This window comes from Burkholderia sp. FW306-1C-G01B (assembly GCF_058781685.1).
In genome coordinates, this window is sequence record NZ_JBYSWZ010000002.1 from 478566 (window position 1) to 497946 (window position 19381).

Genomic DNA, 19381 nt, shown 5'->3' on the forward strand with positions numbered 1-19381 from the left:
GGTTGGGAACTCCGGATCGATCGATCGCCGGCATCGTCTGCGGAATCATACTGCGTCCGGACGATGCGGCCCGGATCTGCCGCCGCCGCGCTGTCAGTCAGGATCGCATGGCGCGCGGTCGGCGGGAGGCGCCGACCGCGCGTGGCGGCTAGGGGCGCCGCCGCTTCATGCCCCACTCGCGCGCGCGAATGGGGTGCCGTATTTCAGCGCGAACGGGTGCTCGCGCGCAGGTCATGTCGCTTCATGTCGGCAAAAGCCGAGTGTCAGCGGGCCTTCTCCGCGTCTTCGCCGAACCTGGCAGTCGCCACGGCCCGCGTCCGCATCCGCTTTGCGCGGACGATCGGGTTCCATCGCGACGTCAGGCTCATCGCGTCGCGCAGGCGTTCGAACGCGACATCCTCCTTCGGCCCGAAGCGGCTGACCGCCGGCCACGCGAGCACGTCGTCGAGCCACGTCTGCCATGTGTCGCCATGAAAACGACGGCCGATTTCGCGCACCGCGTCCGGCGCGGCGATCACGATGCCCGTCAGCAGGTAGTACGCCCAGAAGCTGCCCGCGCCGGCGAGTCGGTCGAGCCGGCACACGGACAGCGCGGCAAGCAACCCGTCCACCGATGCGAGATCGGCGCGATGCGTACGGATCGCCCGCGCGACGAGGTTGTGCTGACCACCATACGCGGCAACGGAGATCCCGTTGCCTGCGGCAAGCGCGGCCGAGAACATCGCGAGCGCGGCCATCTCGTCGATGCGTGATGCGTCGTCGCGCGGGCCGCACACGCGCAGCACGATCGCGTCGATGACGGCACCGGGACGGGCCGACGTTTCCGCACTCGCCGCCGCGATGACAGCCAGCTTTTCTCCCAGGTTCTTCGCAGGCGGCACCTCGCCATGCTCTTCTCTTTCATGTGCGGTACGTTCGCCAGCGTCTTCGCCGTTGCATTCGACACCGCCTGCAATCCGCGCGAGCGCGGCCCAGCCGACATCGGGATCGTCGAATGCGCACGCATCGATCACGCCGTGCGCCGCGTCGAACACGGCGCGCGAGCCGGGGCAGCAGCGTTCGGCTTCGGCAAGCTGCCGCGCGGAAGGCACATGCGAGCACGCGCCGAGCGGGTCGGTCGGGTCGCAAGCGCAGCCGCCGCCATCCGTTGCGATCCACGGCGCAAGCCCGTTAAGAACGGCCGCTGCGTCACGAGACAGGCTCGCGCCTGCCCGCAGGCGTATCGCGTATGACGCGACGACTGCCGTGTCGCCGGCGTCGCCCGCCGCCGGTGCGCAAGCGGCGGCGTCGAGATGTTCGATCAGGTACTGCAGCCACGCAGCCGTGCGCAGCCGGTCAGGCGTCGCGCCGCGGGCATCGCCATACTTCGCTGGGTCGGTGAGCATGGGTCGTCCGGGAGTGTTCTGGCCAATTGGAATAATGTCGTTTCAGTCCGCGCGGTACACCGTGCCGACCTTGTAGGTCCGCCCGCATCGGATCGCGACGCGGGCGGCCAATCGGCCGTCGCGCCGATACGCGCGACGGCTCGAACGCATCGAAGCTGCGGAAACCCGCCGCGCATGCCGCACGCCCCTCGCGCACGGCGGACGCCCCGCTTCGATCCTCGACGCTTACTGCACGTGGAACTTCGGCGACGTCGTGACCGTGCCGGACACCGTGCAATTCGGCGTCAATGCAGCGTTATTGAACGTCAGCGACGAGTTCGGATCGTTCCATGCCGTTACCACCTTGCTCGGGCCGCACGCGCCGAGCAGCGCGACGTTCACCTGCACGTTGTTGATCGACAGCTGCGTCGTGCTGTCGGCCTGGCCCGTCCACGGCGACGTGCTGCTCGCGCTGCCGCTGATCAGTCCGCACGTGGCGCCTCCGGCGAACTGCGTCGACGTGATGTGAACGATGCCGGTCGACGTGATCGTCCCGTTGAACGTCGCGGTACAGTTTGCGCTGATCGATCCCTTGCTCAGCGTCGTGAGCCCCGATACGGAGAACGGCTCGCCGTTCGGGTTCATTGGCTGCCCGTCAGCGCGCGAAACGGTGACTGCGAAAGCAGGCGCGGCCGAAACCGCGGTGAATGCCACTGCAGCAACAAGCGATACGATTTTGCGAATGCTCATTTGAACTGCCCCCTCTCTTCACAAATGGCGGCACGCCGCCAGGAACGCAACCGTCCGGCCGAAAGAGCCCGGCCAGCCGGTCGCAGGAAGCCGCCGGCACGCGTCATGCGCGCCGGTCGGCTCAGAACTTGTAGGAAATCCCGACGAACGTGATCAGCGGATCGGCCTTCAGCCGCGTGCGCGTGGTCGCGAGCGTCGAACCGTCCGCCGCCTTGATCACGAGCGACGAGTACGTCTTCAGCGGCATGTACGTCAGCGTCGCGGTGAGCCCCCAGTGCTTGTCGATCGCATAGCTCGCGCCGATGTTGTAGACCGGCGTGAACGACGACGACGCCTTGCCCTCCACCGACGTCGGCCCCGGCTTGCCTGCGCCGGCCGCGAGCACGCTGCCGAGGTTCTCGTTGATGTCCTTCGCGAAGTTGCCGTTCAGCTCGATGTTGCTGAACCAGCTGTAGGCCACGCCGATCCCGACGAACGGGCGGAACTTCGCCGTCGGCGCATTGAAGTAGTACTGCAGAATGATCGTGGGGCTCCACTGCCGCGCGTTCTTCACGGCCGGCTGGTTCGACGTCTTGTCCATGTCGACCGAGCCGAGCGAGCCGGCCGGGCCCGGCGGCCGGATCACGCCGTGCCCGGTCAGCGTGAACTCGGGCGGCACGCCGAGCACCGACGTCACCGCGATGTGGTCGGTGAAGAAGTGCGTAAGCGTGAGGCCGACCGTATCGGCGTTGTTGACCGTCAGGCTCGTGCCCGGCGACGTGAACGACCCGGGCAGGCGCAGCGGCCCGTTGATCGGCATGTTCGCGAGATTCGTCGTCAGGCCATTGGTCGAATCCTGCGGCATGATGTGCAGCCAGCCCAGCGTCGCGACGTTGTCGCCCGCCTGCTGGGCCGATGCGAGTGTCGACACGCCTGCGACGACACCCGCGACAATCAGCTTCTTCATGAAGTCTCCCTCTCATTCTGTCCGGGCGCCGCGCATCCGCGCGCGACGCCGCCGTGTCTCCGTCCGGGTGTGGTCACTGCACGAACGCGCCGACCGTGAAGTACGGATTGCTCGTATCGGCCATGTCGAGGAACCCGAATACGCCGCCGGTGAACACGAACTTGCCGGTCGCCGGCCCCGACGCAGCATCCGCATGCACGGTCGTCACGACGCCCGGCACCTTCTGCGTGAAGTCGAGGTTCAGTGCGCGCGTGAGCGCGGCCTGCGACGCGTTGAACGGATCGAGCAGCGTGGCCTGCGCGCCGACGAGCGCGGTCGCGCGGTAGTTGAACGCGCTGTCGACGCCCGTGTACTCGCCGTTCTGCGAGCCGAGCGCAATCGTCGTCTGCGGGCTCAGCAACGAGATGCCCGATTCGTCGTCCGCGCTCGGCGGGCCCTGCGTGAGGTCGGCGTTCGCGGCGCCGGTGCGGATGAAGACCGGCACGAGCTGGTTGCGCAGCTTGCCGACGATCAGGATCCCCTTGCCGGCCTTCGCCGGATCGAGCGCGGCGAGCGTCGGCGGAATCTGCGGCTGGTAGTTGAGCGACTGGAACGCCGGCGCATCCGGACGCAGCGTGAACGGCTGGTTCACCGTCGTGCTCGACGCAAGCGGCTGCCCGCCGTTCTTCTTGCCGAAGTTGTCGGTCTCGACGTAGCTGCCGTCCGCGTTGATCGTCACCTTCTGATCGAGCGCCACCGGCTGGAAGTTCTGCGACGGCACCTGGTGATAACCGAGCTGGTTGTAGGTGCCGGCGATCTTCGTCAGGTCGGTCTCCAGCGACGAGAAGCTGATGAACGGGTAATACGGGAACGTCGTCTTCGGAATCCTGCCGACGCCGATCACGCCGTCGAACTGGATCGTCGCGCCGGGAATCGCGCCGCCCAGCACGCCTTCGCCGAGGAACAGCCGCGCGGGCCGGCTCGGGTCGAGACTCGCGTTCTGCATCCGGAACGTGCACTGGTTCAGCTTCACCGTCGGCAGGCCCGTTTCGTCGGCCAGCGTGCCGTCGACGACGTTGGCCGGCGCAGTGTCGCGCGTCGGCTGCACGGTGCCCGCGGTAGTCGGCACCGGCGATGCGAGGTAGGTCATCCGGAACGTCATCTTCGTGGTGTCGAGCTGCACTTTCACGAGCTCGCCCGACCCGGAGCCGCCGATGAACACCGTGCTGTAGTCGATCGTCTGCGGGCACAGCCGGACCGCCGGCGCGGGCGGCGGGTCGCCGTCGCCGCCGCACGCAGCCAGCACGGGTGCGAGCGACGCCGCAACCATCCATTGCTTCATATTCATAGGAATCCTCTTGAAATTCGATTCGCCTGCGGCGACGCATGCGCCGCCGGCGTGACTTGTTCGGTACGCAGTTACTGGACGAACGCGCCGACCGTGAAGAACGGGTTGACCTGGCTGTTGTTGACGACCATTGCGTAGACGTTGCCGGCCGTCGCGATCCAGCCCGTGTCGCCCTTCTTGAAGATCGCGACATTGCCGCTTGCGCCCTTCGCGTTGAAATCGCTGTTGGCCGTGACCTTGATCTTGCCGGGCGACGCCTGCGTGTAGTCGAGCGCGAACTGCGAGGTCACCGAAGACGTCTGCGGATCGATGAATGCCGCGGTGCCGCCCTGGAACAACGTCGACGTGTAGTTCGCGGAAATCGTCGACACGGCAGTGCCGTCGTTGCAGCTACCCGCCTCCGCCATGAAGAAGCCGTTGGCAAAGGTGCCCGGCAGATCCGGGTGCGGCACCTGGTTATCGAAGCTCGGGCCGGACTGCGCGATGGTGTTCCCCACACCGGTAGATGTCACGACACCGCATGCGGATGCGCTCGTCGCGCCGATGTAACCGCCCTTCAGCGAGTTCGCGGCAATCGCTGTGGACGACGAGAGCATCGAGATCCCGACTTCGGCATCGGCGACCGAGGCGAGCGGATTGGTCGTATCCACATGGGTATAGCCGACGCGAATCACAATCGGCACACGTACGCCGTTCAGCTTGCCGACGATCATGATGCCCTTCGCCTGACTCGGCGTCACGATCACGAGGCCCGGCGCCTGCCCGGCGACCGGATACGCAACCGTACCGAACGGGTTCGCCACCGCATTGCTCACGAACACGTTGTCCGCCGACCCGTCCGCGTTCTTGCGCAGCGTCCACGGCGACCCGGTCGTCTGGCACGAGTAGTCGCTGCCCTGCGTGATCGTGCACGAACCGTCCGCATTGAACGTCTGGTTCCAGTTGATGACGTCCGGCTCCCAGCCGACAGCCCCGTTCGCATCCTGGGCGGTACCGCCGACCGGCGACAAATGGATACCGACTTCGTTGTAGTTGCCCGCGACCTTCGTGAAGTCGGTTTCCGTTTCGACAAAGCCGATGAACGGATAGAAATCGAATGTGCGCGACGGCACCACGCCAAGGACAAAACCCGGAATCGGCTCGATGCCCTGGAACGCGATCGTCGCCCCCGGAATTCCGCCGCCAACCACGCCATTGCCGACGAACAGCATCGGCGGATCGGTACGCTTGATCGTCACCGAATACGCGCCGTCGCTGGTCGCGCCGCTGTCGAGCACGAACGCGCAGCGGTTCTGCTCGGCGGTCGGAAGGTTGGTCGGATGATGGAATGCGCCGCTGATCGTCAGGCCCGCGCGCGTGTTGTTGACCTGCCCCGCCGACGTCGGTACCGACGATTCGATGAACTGCATCTGATACGTGAGCTTCGTCGTGTCGAACTTCACCTTCACGTATTCGCCGCTGCCGGCGCCACCCGTGTAGGTCGTCGTGTAATCGAGCGAATCGGGACACAGCTTCGTCACGACGGGCGGTTGCGTGATCGCGCCGCTCGGCCCGCATGCGCTGCCCGAGCACTGCGGCACGTTGATCGGCCCCGGATCGTCGCCGCCGCCGCAACCGGCGACGAACGGCAGCGCCAGCACCGCGCACGACAGGATCACCTTCCGCCATTCAGGAATGCAAATCATCAACCCCTCCTTTACAGGTACGACAAGTCTCGTCCGGACGGGCTGCATGGCTCGCCGGTTGGTATCGCGCCGCCGCACGAGCGCGCGGCGCATGATGGTGTTCGCAATGCAACCGCCCTGCAGCTCATGCAAATGCGATGAAAGCCGCGGCGGCAGACAAGCGCGCTCCCGCGGCGCCGTCATGCGGCACGGCGCCGTCGGAACGATCGAAACGGAAAGTGGTGCGCCGCTACACGGCGATGCGCCAACGCAGGCCGACGACGTATGTCGCGCCTGCATTCAGCGAAAAACTGGGAAACGGCAGTCCGGTTGGCCCCGTGGATACGCGTCGCATGAATTCGTCTCCGTACGTACGCTTGATTCGTTATCGTGATGCGTCGTTTGACGAGACTATGATCGGACCATTCAAACAAGTAAATGGATGCAGAGTTCCAAACGAACGGAACCACGCGATCCTAGTGTTTTCACGTCGTTTGACAGTTTTTCAAACAGCCTTCATTTTATTTGCTCAGACAAATAGATGGGCCGCGCGACGGGCTTGCGCGGCAGGCCGCTTTCCGCGCCGGGCGGGCGAGCCGGCCCGCAGGCGGCCCCGCGAACGCGGCGCGCCACCTTTTACACGTCGATGATCGCGAGCGTACCGTGGCTGCCGGGCAGCACCGCGTGGCGCGTGCCGGCGAGCGCGAGATACATCTGCCCGGCCTCGACCACGACCGTTTCCGCGCCGACTTCGAGCATCAGCTGGCCGTCGAGCACCAGCAGCCCTTCGTTGTAGTCGTGCACTTCCGCTTCGTACGGCTGCGCATCCATGCGCAACACCTTGATCCTGGCCGGCCCGACTTCGCCGACGATCGCGGATTTCCACGCGGCGGCCTGCGCGGCCGCAACGGATTTGAAATCGATCAAAGACATTCGCCCTGCTCCGTGAACCGTGAAAGGAACGCATTATCGCGAGCGCCGGGCATGCCGTCCCGGTACGGCGCAGAGGCGTTCGGGCAGCACAGTCGGCGGGCCGGCCGCCGCGCGGCCGCGAGAAAACGCGATCGCCGTCCGGTTCGCAGGAAACAGTCCAAATTGTTCGAGCAACTCAAACAAAGCACCACTCTATTGAGAAAAAACTCGGCCATTTCAAGCAAATCCGGCACCGACAACGCAAGACCTTTCCACCAAAATGCATTTCCATCTACCGATTGCTAATATGGCGGTCCCGCGATCCCGCACCACAACGCCGTTCGACATGACGCCCGTTCGCCATGCCGTCCCCGATCCCGGCCGCTTCGCAGCGGCGGCGACTCCGGGCACGTGCGGCGCACACCGTCGCGCCGGCCGGCCGTGCCATCCGTGAGCATGCAACCGATCCTTTCCGTCTCCGACCTCTCCAAGACTTACGCGTCCGGCTTCCAGGCGCTGAAGCACGTGACCCTCGACATCCGCCCCGGCGAGATCTTCGCGCTGCTCGGGCCGAACGGCGCCGGCAAGACGACGCTGATCGGCTCGATCTGCGGCATCGTCACGCCGACCGAAGGCCGCGTGACGGTCGGCGGCCACGACATCCGCGATCAATACCGCGCGGCCCGCGAAATGATCGGCCTCGTGCCGCAGGAGCTGACCACCGACGCGTTCGAAACCGTATGGGCGACCGTGTCGTTCAGCCGCGGCCTGTTCGGCAAGGCACCCGATCCCGCGCACATCGAGAAGACGCTGAAGGCGCTGTCGCTGTGGGACAAGCGCGACAGCAAGCTGATGACGCTGTCGGGCGGGATGAAGCGCCGCGTGATGATCGCGAAGGCGCTGTCGCACGAGCCGCGCATCCTGTTCCTCGACGAGCCGACCGCCGGCGTCGACGTCGAGCTGCGCCGCGACATGTGGAAGCTCGTCGATTCGCTGCGCGAAAGCGGCGTGACGATCCTGCTGACCACGCACTACATCGAGGAAGCCGAGGAAATGGCCGACCGGATCGGCATCATCCTCGGCGGCGAGCTCGTGCTCGTCGAGGAAAAGCACGAGCTGATGCGCAAGCTCGGCAAGAAGCAGCTGACCGTGCAGCTTGAGCAGCCGCTCGCGGACGTGCCGCCCGCGCTCGCGCCGTTCGGGCTCGAACGAGCGGACGACGGCGCCGCGCTCGTCTACACCTACGACTCGCAGCGCGACGACGCGAGCATCGCGACGCTGATCAACGCGCTCGGCTCGGCCGGCATCGGCTTTCGCGACCTGCACACGACGCAGAGCTCGCTCGAGGATATTTTCGTCAGCCTGATCGACAACCGCCGCAACGGCGCACAAGGAGCCTGACGCGCATGAATCTTCAAGGAATCCGCGCGATCTACCGCGCAGAAATGGCCCGCACGCGCCGCACCCTGATGCAGAGCATCATCGCGCCGGTGATCTCGACGTCGCTGTATTTCGTCGTGTTCGGCTCCGCGATCGGCTCGCGCATCAGCGACGTGAACGGCATCGGCTACGGGTCGTTCATCGTGCCGGGCCTCGTGATGCTGTCGCTGCTGTCGCAAAGCATCTCGAACGCGTCGTTCGGCATCTACTTCCCGCGCTTCACGGGCACGATCTACGAGATCCTGTCCGCGCCCGTGTCGTACTGGGAGATCGTGATCGCCTACGTGGGCGCGGCCGCGTCGAAGTCGATACTGCTCGGCGTCATCATCCTCGCGACGGCCGGCCTGTTCGTGCCGCTGCATATCCTGCATCCGTTCTGGATGGTGCTGTTCCTCGTGCTGACGGCGGTCACGTTCAGCCTGTTCGGCTTCGTGATCGGCATCTGGGCCGACAGCTTCGAGAAGCTGCAGCTCGTGCCGCTCCTGATCATCACGCCGCTCACCTTCCTCGGCGGCAGCTTCTATTCGGTCGACATGCTGCCGCCCGCGTGGCGCGTCATCACGCTGTTCAACCCGATCGTGTATCTGGTCAGCGGCTTCCGCTGGTCGTTCTACGGGCTCGCGGACGTGCACGTGTGGATCAGCCTCGCCGCGACCGGGCTGTTCCTCGTGATCCTGCTCGCGATCGTCGCGTGGATGTTCCGCACCGGATACAAGCTGAAGAACTGACGCCAACCGACTCATCCCACGCCGCCCGCCGATGACGCATTTGGGCAAGCAGGCGGCGCTTTTCCTCTGATGCGGCATTTTGTGGTCGCGTCTACTGAATACCGAAGCATCGGGGCCTTGGAGCATGCGCTGCGAGGCCCTGTTTCATTTCAGAGGACGCCAATGCCCGCCGCCACCGCTCCCGCCTCCGCCGCCGCCCGGCTCGAACGCCTGCCGTTCTCCGGCTATCACAAGCGGATCTTCTTCATCATCGCGATCGCGTTCTTCTTCGACTCGGTCGATCTCGGCACGATGACGTTCGTGCTCGGCTCGATCCGCAAGGAGTTCGGGCTGTCGACCGCGGCCGCCGGCCTCGTTGCGAGCGCAAGCTTCTTCGGGATGGTGCTCGGCGCGGCCGTCGCCGGCCTGCTCGCCGACCGCTTCGGCCGCCGGCCGGTGTTCCAGTGGAGCATGGTGCTGTGGGGCGCCGCGTCGTACCTGTGCTCGACCGCACAGAGCGTCGACGCGCTGATCGTCTACCGCGTGCTGCTCGGGATCGGGATGGGGATGGAATTCCCGGTCGCGCAGACGCTGCTGTCCGAATTCGTGCCGACCGAGAAGCGCGGCCGCCTGATCGCGCTGATGGACGGCTTCTGGCCGCTCGGCTTCATCACGGCCGGCGTCGTCGCGTACTTCGTGCTGCCGCAGTTCGGCTGGCGCACGGTGTTCGCGCTGCTCGCGATTCCCGCGGTGTTCGTGCTCGTCGTGCGCCGCATCGTGCCCGAATCGCCGCGCTGGCTCGAACATGCGGGCCGGCACGCGGAAGCCGACGCGGTGATGCACGCGATCGAGGCGAAGGTGATGCGCTCGGCCGGCGTCGCGACGCTGCCGCCGCCGTCGCGACTCGCCGAACCGGTGGCCACGCGCGGTCGCGGCGCGCTGCGCGAGATCTGGAGCGGCGTGTACCGCCGCCGCACGGTGATGGTGTGGCTGCTGTGGTTCTTCGCGCTGCTCGGCTTCTACGGCCTCACGTCGTGGCTCGGCGCACTGCTGCAGCAGGCCGGCTTCGAAGTCACGAAATCGGTGTTCTACACGGTGCTGATCTCGCTTGGCGGCGTGCCGGGCTTCCTGTGCGCCGCGTGGCTCGTCGAACGCTGGGGGCGCAAGCCGACCTGCATCGCGTCGCTGATCGGCGGCGGCGCGATGGCGTACGCATACGGCCAGAGCGCGCTGTACGGCGGCAGCATGGCGCTGCTGATCGGTACGGGCCTCGCGATGCAGTTCTTCCTGTTCGGGATGTGGGCCGCGCTGTACACATACACGCCCGAACTGTACGGCACCGGCGCGCGCGCGACGGGCTCGGGCTTCGCGTCGGCGATCGGGCGCGTCGGCTCGCTGATCGGGCCTTACGTGGTGGGCGTCGTGCTGCCCGTGTTCGGCCAGGGCGGCGTGTTCACGCTCGGCGCGCTGTCGTTCATCGCGGCCGCGGTCGCCGTGTGGACGCTCGGGATCGAGACGAAGGGCCTCGCGCTGGAGCAGTTGGCGGCGGGCGACGAAGCCGGCGGCAGCGGCCGGTATCCGGCGGCGGCCGCTGACGAAGTGTCCTGATCCGCGGATCGGATGGCGGTTTTCTTTCAGGCGGGAAGGCGTTCGGCGCCGACAACGAAGCAACGGACGACCCGCTGCCGGCGATCGTCGATTCGATCGAGCGCTCGGACTACCTGCCGTCGCTCGCGCACCTAGCGAGCGCGCTGCGCCGCATCCAGTCGCTCGACCTCGACATCATCCTGCCGATGCACGGGCCGGCCATCACGCACGACATCCCGCGCGTGCTGGCCGGTGCGATTGCGTATTGCGACGCGGCCGCCGCGTAACGCACGCAGGCAGCGATGCAAGCGTTGCTATGACGGATGCCGGTCAGGCGCCGGTGACGACGAACTCTTCGGCCGCCTTGCGCTGGACCGCGGCCATCACCGCCAGTTCACGCTTGCTGCGCGCGTCGGAGGACACGACGCCCGTCGCGTGCTTCGCCTTCGCGCCCAGCGGGAAAAACACGAACGACGCGCCGTCCGGGGCGGACGGCTCGGCACGCAAGCGTTTGTTCAGGATTTTCAGGTACTTCTTCTTCGAGACTTCTTTAGCAGCCATGGCACCCTCCGCGTAAACGTGGTGAGGATCAGCATACCAGTTTTGGCGGGGCGCTCCGCGGCAGCGCCCGCCGGTTCGCCCGTCATCGAAAATTCTTCGTGCACGATGTCGATTCGCGCCATTCTCGCGCGTCGTATTGTCGTAACCGATCGTTTTGTTTTGCCGTCGGCACGACCAGCGGCAACCCCCGATTCCCGTTCAAGGAGATACGACAATGCGCGTCATGGTAATCGTCAAGGCGACCGCCGATTCCGAGTCCTACCGGATGCCCGACACCGAAATGCTGGCCGCGATGGGCCGCTTCAACGAAGAACTGGTGAAAGCCGGCATCCTGCTCGCCGCCGACGGGTTGCACCCGAGCAGCCGCGGCAAGCGCGTGCACTTTTCCGGCAAGAACCGCACCGTCATCGACGGCCCGTTCGCCGAAACGAAGGAACTCGTCGCGGGCTACTGGCTGTGGCAGGTCAAATCGATGGAAGAAGCCGTCGAATGGGTCAAGCGCTGCCCGAATCCGATGCCCGGCGACTCCGACATCGAGATCCGCCCGCTGTTCGAGCTCGAGGAATTCGGCGACGAATTCACGCCGGAGCTGCAACAGCAGGAAGCGCGCATACGCGCGGAAATCGACGCCCGGCAGAAATCCTGACCGGCGGGCAAGCGCGAATCTCGCGCGCGCCCTGGATCGCGCCGAGGCGCGGCGTGGCGCCATCTCTCGCCCGAATGAACCGGTTGACGACATCCCATCTATTAACGTATCGTTTTGACACGTTACTAGATGGGGTCCGTTCGCCATGCATTCCCGTTTCGACCGTTTCCGCACCACCGCGCTCGGCACCCAGCTCGAAGCGCTGATCGCACAGCCCGAGCGCTATCCGGAATTCGCGGCGCTGTCGCGCGTCGGCGTCGCCGCGATCGGCGCGATCCAGCACGAGATCGCGCGCAACTTCCCCGAAATCGAAGCCGACACGACAGCCCGCCAGTTCTGCGGTGCGATGGTCGCGGAAGTCATGCGCCGCCACGGCCACGACGTCGTGCAGGCGCGCGGGCGGCTCGGCGGCACGCTGTTCAGCTATGGCGCAGTGTTCAGCGCATATCCGCAAACGCTGCCGTTCGCCGACGTCGTCGCCGAGTTGGCCCGCATGCCCGACCGGCTCGCCGCGTATGCCGCGCACGTGCCGGCCGCGCTGTGGACGCGCCGCCCGGCCGGCACGGGATTCTCGCTGGTCGAGCATGCGTGCCACCTGCGCGACCTCGACGCGGTGTTCGCCGAACGCATCGACGCGGTGCGCACGGTCGAACTGCCGGTGATCGCGTCGGTCGACGGCACCGCGCTCGCCGCGCAGCGCGACTATCTCGCGCAGCCGATCGACCGCGCCGTCGCCGCATTCCGCACCGGCCGCGCCGCGCTGTGCGCAACGGCCGCCGCGCTGGAACCCGCGCAGCTCGCGCGCCGCGGGCTGCGCGACGGCATCCGCCGCATGTCGCTCGACGAACTCGTGCGCGAACTGCTCGACCACGACCGCACGCACGTGCTCGAACTCGACGAGCTGCTCGCCGAACTCGAGTTGCCGCCCCTTCCTTCCGCGCCCGCCCGATGATCCTGCCTGCGCCCGTCGTCTTCATCCACGGGTTCATCGGCACGTTCGACGTGCGGGCTCGCACGTGCCGGACCGGGCGCTCGCGCGCCGCGCCGGCTTCGACACGATCGAACGCTGCGGGCACCTGATGCCGGCCGAGCGGCCCGACGCGTTTCGCGAGGCAGTCGCGCGCATCGTGTGTGCGGTGTGCGCGCCGCCCTCCTGACAAACCCGTAGGATTCGCCGAAATATGGTTGAAAGGTGCGGTTGCTAGAGTCGTCCGAACAGGGTTTTCCCGGTGCCCCGGCGCCGGAAAGGGTCGACACATGCAAGGATCGATGCACCTGGCACGCGCCTTCTGGCTGCTTCTGCTGCTCGCCGTCACGAGCCCTGCCTTCGCGTTTCATGCGCGGGTCGTAGCGATCCCGAGCGCCGCGATGAGCGAGACGCTCAGGGCCACCGTCGTGCTGCCCGACGACTACGCACACGCCAACCGCAACGGCGAACGCTACCCGGTCGTCTACCTGCTGCACGGCTCGGGCGGCGACCATACCGACTGGACGTCGAACACGCACATCGCCGCGCTGGCCGACCGCTACCGCGTGATCCTCGTGATGCCCGACGGCGGACACGAAAGCTGGTACATCGACAGCCCGTTCGATTCGGGCAGCCGCTACGAAACCTTCGTCGGCGACGAAGTCGTGTCCTATGTCGATTCGCACTTCCGCACGATCGCGACGCAGCGCGCCCGCGCGATCACCGGGCTCAGCATGGGCGGCTTCGGCGCGCTGCGCATCGCACTCGACCGGCCCGACACGTTCGGCGCGGTCGGCAGCATCAGCGGCGCGGTCGATCCGCGCTGCTGCGAGGACGAGCCGGGCATCGACCACGTGTTCGGCGATCCCGGCCGCCATCCGTCGTTCTGGAACCGCAATGCGATCGTCGAAAGCGCTCGTGCGTTCGTGCGTGCTCATCTCGACGTGACGATCGATTGCGGCCGCGACGACGCGCTCGTCGGCTCCAACCGCACGCTGCACGAACGGCTCGTCGCGCTCGGCGTGCCGCACGACTATGCGGAGCGGGCCGGCGGCCATACTTGGGATTACTGGGCGAATGCAATCCGCTACCAGATGCGGTTCTTCGCGGCGTCGTTCCAGCATCGCGGCTACGCGTTCCATCCGGCCCCCCCTGCACCGGGCATGACGCGCGCGGGCTGATGCGCGCGCCGCGCGCAGTGGCGCAACGCGGTTCAACGGTATCGATTCGATGCGGTCGGATTGAACGACAGACGTGCCGAACAGCAGCCGGCAACAGAAAGAAAGTGCGCCGATCGACGCGACTAAAGCGGAAACGCCTGGATCAGATCTGGCGCGCCGCGTCGGCACTCACCACGCGATCGAAGACTTCCTGCGCACGCGCCAGCTCGTCGAGCGCGCGATCGAGGCGCGACATCGCGCGTGCGTATTCGGCCGACGAGACGTCGTCGTCGCTTTCGCCGCGTACCGCGCGAAAGGCCTGATCGACGTTGCGCGTCGCTTCGACGAAGCGTTGCGCGGCCCGGGCTTCCCTCGAACAGATATGGGTCGACATCGACACTCCTCCCTCAGGATTGCAGTGTGAAGCAAGCCGACGCTCAGTGTGCGTGGTGCGCATGTCGGCGGCGTGAACCACGATCCATCGATTGTCGACGCATCGGCCGCCGCGCAGCGCGCTTCGTGCCGATTGTCCCCCTGCGCTCGCCGATCCGCTACGGCGAGATTGCAACAAATTCTTGCGCAACCTGCTCCGCGCTTGTCGTCACGCGCGCCCGATGCGCGGATGCGCAAGGCCACCGAACGCAGCAGCCTCGCCCGGCGACAGGTCGAACAGATCGCCGGTGAGATCGCGCGGATGCTCGACCGCCGGCCGGTTGCGCAATCGCGCCGCATGCGCGGGTGCGACATACGCGGCCGCGGTTTCGATCGGTGGTACGTCGAACAGGTCGCGCGTGACGCCGCGCACGGCATCCGTCGGCGAACGGCCGCGCAAGCGCGCAACCAGCTCGACGAAGCGATCGAAATCGCCTGCGCGCGTCGCCTTGTTCACTTCCGCGAGATCGCGCGCCTTCAGCACGCACGGCTGCGCGAGCCGCACGAAATACGGCGCTTCGAGCTCGACCGACAGCGCGAGCGGATAGCTCCTGCCCGTCTGCTCCTTCGCGCGCCCGACGCAATCGACCACGGCCGCGCCCTGTGCGGCGCCAAGCGGCTTGCCGGTGCTCACGCTGCGCAGGTGATCGGGAAACACGCGCAACTGCGTGCCGACCGTCAGCGCGGTGGACGACGCGCACACGAGCGCGTAGTGCTGTTCGCGGCGACGGCCCGACGGCAGCGTCGAGCGGCTCGCGATGAACGTGTGCGGCGGAAGCGGCCGCACCTGACCGCTCGCATCGACCCATGCATTCCACAGCAGCGCGTCCTTGCGCTCGCCCGCGCGCGGGCGCGATGCGACCGGCGAAAACAGCGCGAGCAGCGAGCCCGTGCGATGCGCGGCGACTTGCGCGCTGCTGCCGAGCGGCTGGTTGATACCCCACAGAAAACGCCCGCCCCCGAGCCGGCGCTCCCATTCCTTGCGGAGCACGACGGTCGGCAGTTCCTCGCCGGACTCGGTACCGATCTTGGTCCAGCAGAACGTGGGTGGGAGGTGTTTCAGCGTCATCAACTTTCTCGGGATACAGCCTCGCTGGTGACAGGAAGCCCATTCAACAGCCGTAACTGTATAGGTATAATGCATCGCATGGAAGCCCCGGACCAAGATTTTCCCGTTCAAGACCTGTTGCGCCGCCTGATGGCAGATACACGCTCGTCCAGCGAAATCGCGCGACTTTCCGGGGTCAGCCAGCCAACCGTGTCGCGCCTGAGGCTGTCGAACGGGCATCGGCTGCGCCGCAGCGTGCCATTCAATAAGCTATGCAGTTTCTATGGCGTCGATACCGGGCCGTCGCGCCGCCGCTATAACGACCTGCTGCGCGACGCGATCGTCGACGCATGGGACGGCTCCGACGAGCACGGGCGCGCACTGCTGGTCGTGATTCAGGGGTTGAAGGATCTGCAAGCGAAGGCCGACGACGGGTGATGTCGCGGTTCGATTTCGTTCGCTTTGCCGGGCGGCTTGAAGTCGGCCGGGAGCGCGGCGGCAGGCGCCAGCGCCCGTTCACTTCGGTGCCGGGTTTCGCTGGCTGCGCGAAGGCGTTTCTTGCGCTATCGGCGCGAGGGTTGCCGCGCGGACGCGGGGGCGGTGACGAAGCCGTCGTCGCCGTAGCTCGTCAGCAGTCGCACGCCGCCCCGCATTGCGCGAGCGAATTCTCCTTGCTGCGAAACACCAGCGGCTGCTCGTCGCGCGGTGCCAGTCGCCGTGCGAATTGCACCGCCTGCTCGACCTTGCCGTGATGCGCGGACTTCGCGCACACCGGATCGGCTTCCTTCGGATCGCCTGCCAGCAGGTACGCCTGGCACCGGCAGCCGCCGTGATCCGTATGCCGCTCGTCGCACGTGCGGCACGGCTCGCGCATCCAGTCATCGCCGCGAAACGCGTTGAACGCGTCGCTGTCGTACCAGATTTCCTTCAGCGACCGATCGCGCACGTTCGGCAGCGCGAGCCCCGGCAGCGAACGCGCGGCATGGCACGGCAGCGCGGTGCCGTCAGGCGCGACGCCGAGAAACACCGAGCCCCAGCCGTTCATGCACGCTTTCGGGCGCGCCTCGAAATAGTCGGGCACGACGAACAGGATCCGGCAGCGCTCGCCGACCAGCTTGCGATAGCGGTTGACCGTATCCTCGGCCTCGCGCACCTGTTCGACGGTCGGCATGAGCTGGTCGCGGTTCAGCATCGCCCAGCCGTAGTACTGCGTGTTCGCGAGCTCCAGGTAATCGGCGCCGAGATCGAGCGCCATCTCGATGATCTGTCCCACGTGCGGCAGGTTGTAGCGATGCAGCACGCAGTTGAGCACCATCGGGTAGCCGTGCGCCTTGATCAGCCGCGCGACGTCGCGCTTCAGCTCGAACGTGCGCGTGCTGGTCAGGAAATCGTTCAGCTCGCGCGTCGAATCCTGCAGCGACAACTGGATGTGATCGAGCCCGGCTGCCTTGAGCCGCTCGATACGCGCGACGTTCAGCCCGATGCCCGACGTGATCAGGTTCGTGTAGAAGCCGAGCCCGCGCGCATGCGCGACGAGCGTCTCGAGGTCGCCGCGCTGCAGCGGCTCGCCGCCCGAGAAGCCGATCTGCGCGGCGCCGAGCGCGCGCGCATCGCTTATCACTGCGCGCCACGCATCGGTGTCGAGCTCCGCGCCGTGCGTCGCGAAGTCGACGGGGTTGTAGCAGAACGCGCAATGCAGCGGGCAGCGGTACGTGAGTTCCGCGAGCAGCCACAGCGGCGCGGACGGACGGGACGTGTCGGGCGACATGTCAGTCGAGCCAGCCGCGCAGCCGCGCGTGATCGAGGAAACGGTATACGTCGGAGGCAAGGTCCGACGTGCTGAACAGGCACTCGAGTTCGCCGATGATGTCGTCGAGTTCGCGCGTGCCGTCGCAGCGCACGAGTATCTCGGCCGCGCTCGGGTTGAGCTTGACCATTCCTTCCGGATAGAGGAGCACGTAGGCATCCTGGGCCACCTCCCACTGCAGGCGGTACATGCCCCTCAGGCAGGGGCGCAGCGGCACGCCGCTGGCGGCATCGATCGCGTTCATACGGGGTAGGCCTTTTCGACGGCGTCGAGCATCGACCACAGAATGTCGAGCTTGAATTGCAGGATGCCGAGCGCGCGCTGCTGCGCATCCGGCGTCGTGAAATGCTGCAGCGTGACCGCAAGCCCGTGCTCGACGTCGCGCTGCGCGAGCGGCACGCGGCTGCGGAAGTAATGCAGCCCGTCCGGCTCGATCCACGGGTAGTGCGACGGCCAGCCCGCGAGCCGGTCGAGATGGATCTGCGGCGCGAACATCTCCGTCAGCGACGAGCACACGGCTTCCTGCCACGGCGCGCGCCGCGCGAAATTCACATACGCGTCGACCGCGAAGCGCACGCCGGGCAGCACGTGTTCGAGCGACCACAGCTCGGCGCGATCGACACCGCACGCCTCGCCGAGCCGCACCCACGCCTCGATGCCGCCTTCGTTGTCGCCCTGCCCGTCGTGATCGATCAGCCGCTGGATCCACCGGCGCCGCGTGTCGCGATCGGGGCAGTTCGACAGGATCGCCGCATCCTTCAGCGGGATGTTGATCTGGTAGTAGAAGCGGTTCGCGACCCAGCCGCGGATCTGCGCGGGCGAACACGCGCCGCTGTTGAGCCGCCGGTTGAACGGGTGATGGATGTGATAGCGCGATTCGAGCGCGCGCAGGCGCGCCTCGAATTCGGTCGCGGTCCAGGGCGTCGCGTGCAACGCCGTAGCGGGGATCGGTGCGTTCATGGTCAGACCTGGAATTGCATGCCGTCGTGCGCGACGTCGATGCCATGCGCGCGCAGGTGCGCGTGCTCGACGGAATGCGGGTCGAGAATCGGGTTCGTGTTGTTGATGTGCGTGAGCACCTTGCGCGTGCGCGCGGGCAGCATGTCGAGCCAGTCGATCATGCCGTGCTGCCCGTGTTCCGCGCACTGCGCGAGATGCCCCATGTCGGCCGCGTGCTTGCTCGACAGGCCGAGGTCGATCATCTCGGTGCCGGTCCAGAACGTGCCGTCCACCAGCACGAGATCGGCGCCGTGCATCGCCGCGCGCACGTCGTCGGAAACGGCCGCGAGCCCCGGCGCATAGAACGCGCGCCGGCCGCTCGCGACATCTTCGATCGACAGCGCGATGTTGTCGCCGGGCGCGGCCGACGCGCGCCGCGGCGAATACGGCGGCGCCTTGCTGTCGACGGGAATCGCGGTGAAGCGGATCCCGCGCGCCGCCGGCACCGTGAACGGCTCGCCGAGCGCGATCGTGTGCGCATCGACGCCGCAGTAGTGGCCGAGCAGCGGCACGAGCGGCAGCCCGGTCGACAGGTCGTCGAGCACCGGCGCGCTCGCGTAGAGCGGCAGCGGCGTCGAACGCTCGCGCAGCATCAGCAGGCCGGTCACGTGATCGATCTGCGCGTCGCACAGCACGACGGCGGCGATGCCGCTGTCGCGGATCGCGCGCGCCGGCTGCAGGTCCGGATTCGCGCGCAACTGGGAAAGAATGTCGGGCGACGCGTTGACGAGAATCCAGTCGATGCCGTCCGCGCTGACCGCGAGCGACGACTGCGTGCGCGGCAGCACATGGCCGCTTCCGCTGCGCGCGCGGCGACAGTTCGCGCAATTGCAGTTCCACTGCGGCAGGCCGCCGCCGGCTCCCGAGCCGAGTATCTTGATCTTCATGGGCGTCAGCTCCCGAGGCCGTCCGCGCCGCGCATCGCGGCACGGACAGCGCATCGCGACGATCAGCGGTTGGCGATGTACATCGTGATTTCGAAGCCGAAGCGCAGGTCGGTGTAAGACGGGGTCGTCCACTGCATGATGTGTCTCCTGGTTGAGTTGGTGAATCGCGTCGGTGAG

Annotated in this window: 21 protein-coding genes and 1 pseudogene; 8 read left to right on the forward strand and 14 right to left on the reverse strand. The window is 66.8% G+C overall.

The window, feature by feature from the left end; genetic code table 11:
* Positions 1 to 263: 263 nt before the first annotated feature.
* From AC3WLY_RS06485 to AC3WLY_RS06510, 6 genes are all read right to left on the reverse strand, one after another.
* Positions 264 to 1385: a hypothetical protein gene (locus tag AC3WLY_RS06485; RefSeq protein ID WP_492309905.1), complete on the reverse strand. Its 1122-nt coding sequence runs from the start codon at positions 1383 to 1385 to the stop codon at positions 264 to 266.
* Between the two features lie 225 nt (positions 1386 to 1610).
* Positions 1611 to 2114: a PraA/PraB family alkane oxidation protein activator gene (locus AC3WLY_RS06490; RefSeq protein WP_034180772.1), complete on the reverse strand. Its 504-nt coding sequence runs from the start codon at positions 2112 to 2114 to the stop codon at positions 1611 to 1613.
* 121 nt (positions 2115 to 2235) lie between these two features.
* Positions 2236 to 3060, reverse strand: coding sequence for an OmpW/AlkL family protein (locus tag AC3WLY_RS06495; protein WP_072442016.1), 825 nt, complete (start codon positions 3058 to 3060; stop codon positions 2236 to 2238).
* 73 nt (positions 3061 to 3133) lie between these two features.
* Complete coding sequence (locus AC3WLY_RS06500) at positions 3134 to 4387, reverse strand: DUF2957 domain-containing protein (protein WP_492309904.1); 1254 nt, start codon at positions 4385 to 4387, stop codon at positions 3134 to 3136.
* A gap of 71 nt (positions 4388 to 4458) precedes the next feature.
* Complete coding sequence (locus AC3WLY_RS06505) at positions 4459 to 6072, reverse strand: DUF2957 domain-containing protein (protein WP_492309903.1); 1614 nt, start codon at positions 6070 to 6072, stop codon at positions 4459 to 4461.
* A gap of 615 nt (positions 6073 to 6687) precedes the next feature.
* A complete protein-coding gene (locus AC3WLY_RS06510) occupies positions 6688 to 6984 on the reverse strand; it encodes a cupin domain-containing protein (RefSeq protein WP_492309902.1) in 297 nt (98 codons plus the stop codon).
* A gap of 435 nt (positions 6985 to 7419) precedes the next feature.
* Here AC3WLY_RS06510 and AC3WLY_RS06515 point away from each other — a divergent pair, with 435 nt between their 5' ends.
* From AC3WLY_RS06515 to AC3WLY_RS06525, 3 genes are all read left to right on the forward strand, one after another.
* Positions 7420 to 8364 (forward strand): ABC transporter ATP-binding protein, encoded by a 945-nt coding sequence (locus AC3WLY_RS06515; RefSeq protein ID WP_072442024.1) that lies wholly within the window; start codon positions 7420 to 7422, stop codon positions 8362 to 8364.
* Positions 8365 to 8369: 5 nt separating this feature from the next.
* A complete protein-coding gene (locus AC3WLY_RS06520; protein ID WP_175962204.1) occupies positions 8370 to 9131 on the forward strand; it encodes an ABC transporter permease in 762 nt (253 codons plus the stop codon).
* Between the two features lie 162 nt (positions 9132 to 9293).
* Positions 9294 to 10718, forward strand: a complete 1425-nt coding sequence (locus AC3WLY_RS06525; RefSeq protein ID WP_492309901.1) for an MFS transporter — start codon at positions 9294 to 9296, stop codon at positions 10716 to 10718.
* A gap of 309 nt (positions 10719 to 11027) precedes the next feature.
* Here AC3WLY_RS06525 and AC3WLY_RS06530 read toward each other — a convergent pair whose 3' ends face one another.
* Positions 11028 to 11258, reverse strand: a complete 231-nt coding sequence (locus AC3WLY_RS06530; protein WP_072442027.1) for a hypothetical protein — start codon at positions 11256 to 11258, stop codon at positions 11028 to 11030.
* Between the two features lie 214 nt (positions 11259 to 11472).
* Between AC3WLY_RS06530 and AC3WLY_RS06535 the strand changes: the two genes are divergently transcribed.
* The 4 genes and pseudogenes from AC3WLY_RS06535 to AC3WLY_RS06550 all read left to right on the forward strand — a co-directional run bounded on the left by AC3WLY_RS06535 (position 11473) and on the right by AC3WLY_RS06550 (position 14052).
* Complete coding sequence (locus AC3WLY_RS06535; RefSeq protein ID WP_310132249.1) at positions 11473 to 11904, forward strand: YciI family protein; 432 nt, start codon at positions 11473 to 11475, stop codon at positions 11902 to 11904.
* A gap of 145 nt (positions 11905 to 12049) precedes the next feature.
* Positions 12050 to 12856 carry a DinB family protein gene (locus tag AC3WLY_RS06540; RefSeq protein ID WP_425130087.1) on the forward strand — a complete coding sequence of 269 codons (807 nt, stop codon included), beginning with the start codon at positions 12050 to 12052 and terminating at the stop codon, positions 12854 to 12856.
* Between the two features lie 49 nt (positions 12857 to 12905).
* Positions 12906 to 13061, forward strand: a pseudogene (locus AC3WLY_RS06545) (alpha/beta fold hydrolase); the annotation flags it as partial.
* Positions 13062 to 13173: 112 nt separating this feature from the next.
* A complete protein-coding gene (locus tag AC3WLY_RS06550) occupies positions 13174 to 14052 on the forward strand; it encodes an alpha/beta hydrolase (protein WP_175962285.1) in 879 nt (292 codons plus the stop codon).
* Positions 14053 to 14194: 142 nt separating this feature from the next.
* On the opposite strand, the gene AC3WLY_RS06555 is transcribed toward AC3WLY_RS06550, so the two are convergent.
* Positions 14195 to 14425: a hypothetical protein gene (locus AC3WLY_RS06555; RefSeq protein WP_072442034.1), complete on the reverse strand. Its 231-nt coding sequence runs from the start codon at positions 14423 to 14425 to the stop codon at positions 14195 to 14197.
* Positions 14426 to 14632: 207 nt separating this feature from the next.
* On the reverse strand, positions 14633 to 15532 hold the full coding sequence (locus AC3WLY_RS06560) for a hypothetical protein (RefSeq protein ID WP_310132242.1): 900 nt from the start codon (positions 15530 to 15532) through the stop codon (positions 14633 to 14635).
* Between the two features lie 78 nt (positions 15533 to 15610).
* Between AC3WLY_RS06560 and AC3WLY_RS06565 the strand changes: the two genes are divergently transcribed.
* Entirely contained in the window at positions 15611 to 15949 is a 339-nt protein-coding gene (locus tag AC3WLY_RS06565; RefSeq protein WP_425130088.1) for a helix-turn-helix domain-containing protein, read from the forward strand.
* A gap of 190 nt (positions 15950 to 16139) precedes the next feature.
* Here the strand turns inward: AC3WLY_RS06565 and pqqE are convergent, their stop codons facing one another.
* From pqqE to pqqA, 5 genes are all read right to left on the reverse strand, one after another.
* Positions 16140 to 17279: a pyrroloquinoline quinone biosynthesis protein PqqE gene (gene pqqE / locus AC3WLY_RS06570; protein ID WP_425130089.1), complete on the reverse strand. Its 1140-nt coding sequence runs from the start codon at positions 17277 to 17279 to the stop codon at positions 16140 to 16142.
* A gap of 1 nt (position 17280) precedes the next feature.
* A complete protein-coding gene (gene pqqD / locus AC3WLY_RS06575; RefSeq protein ID WP_034180785.1) occupies positions 17281 to 17562 on the reverse strand; it encodes a pyrroloquinoline quinone biosynthesis peptide chaperone PqqD in 282 nt (93 codons plus the stop codon).
* Entirely contained in the window at positions 17559 to 18278 is a 720-nt protein-coding gene (gene pqqC / locus AC3WLY_RS06580) for a pyrroloquinoline-quinone synthase PqqC (protein ID WP_425130090.1), read from the reverse strand. The genes pqqD and pqqC overlap by 4 nt, the downstream gene beginning before the upstream one ends.
* A 2-nt stretch (positions 18279 to 18280) precedes the next feature.
* The gene (gene pqqB, locus AC3WLY_RS06585) at positions 18281 to 19204 is read right to left on the reverse strand and encodes a pyrroloquinoline quinone biosynthesis protein PqqB (protein WP_492309900.1); all 924 of its coding nucleotides are present in this window, start codon (positions 19202 to 19204) and stop codon (positions 18281 to 18283) included.
* A gap of 62 nt (positions 19205 to 19266) precedes the next feature.
* Complete coding sequence (gene pqqA, locus AC3WLY_RS06590) at positions 19267 to 19341, reverse strand: pyrroloquinoline quinone precursor peptide PqqA (RefSeq protein ID WP_006485436.1); 75 nt, start codon at positions 19339 to 19341, stop codon at positions 19267 to 19269.
* Positions 19342 to 19381: the final 40 nt, after the last annotated feature.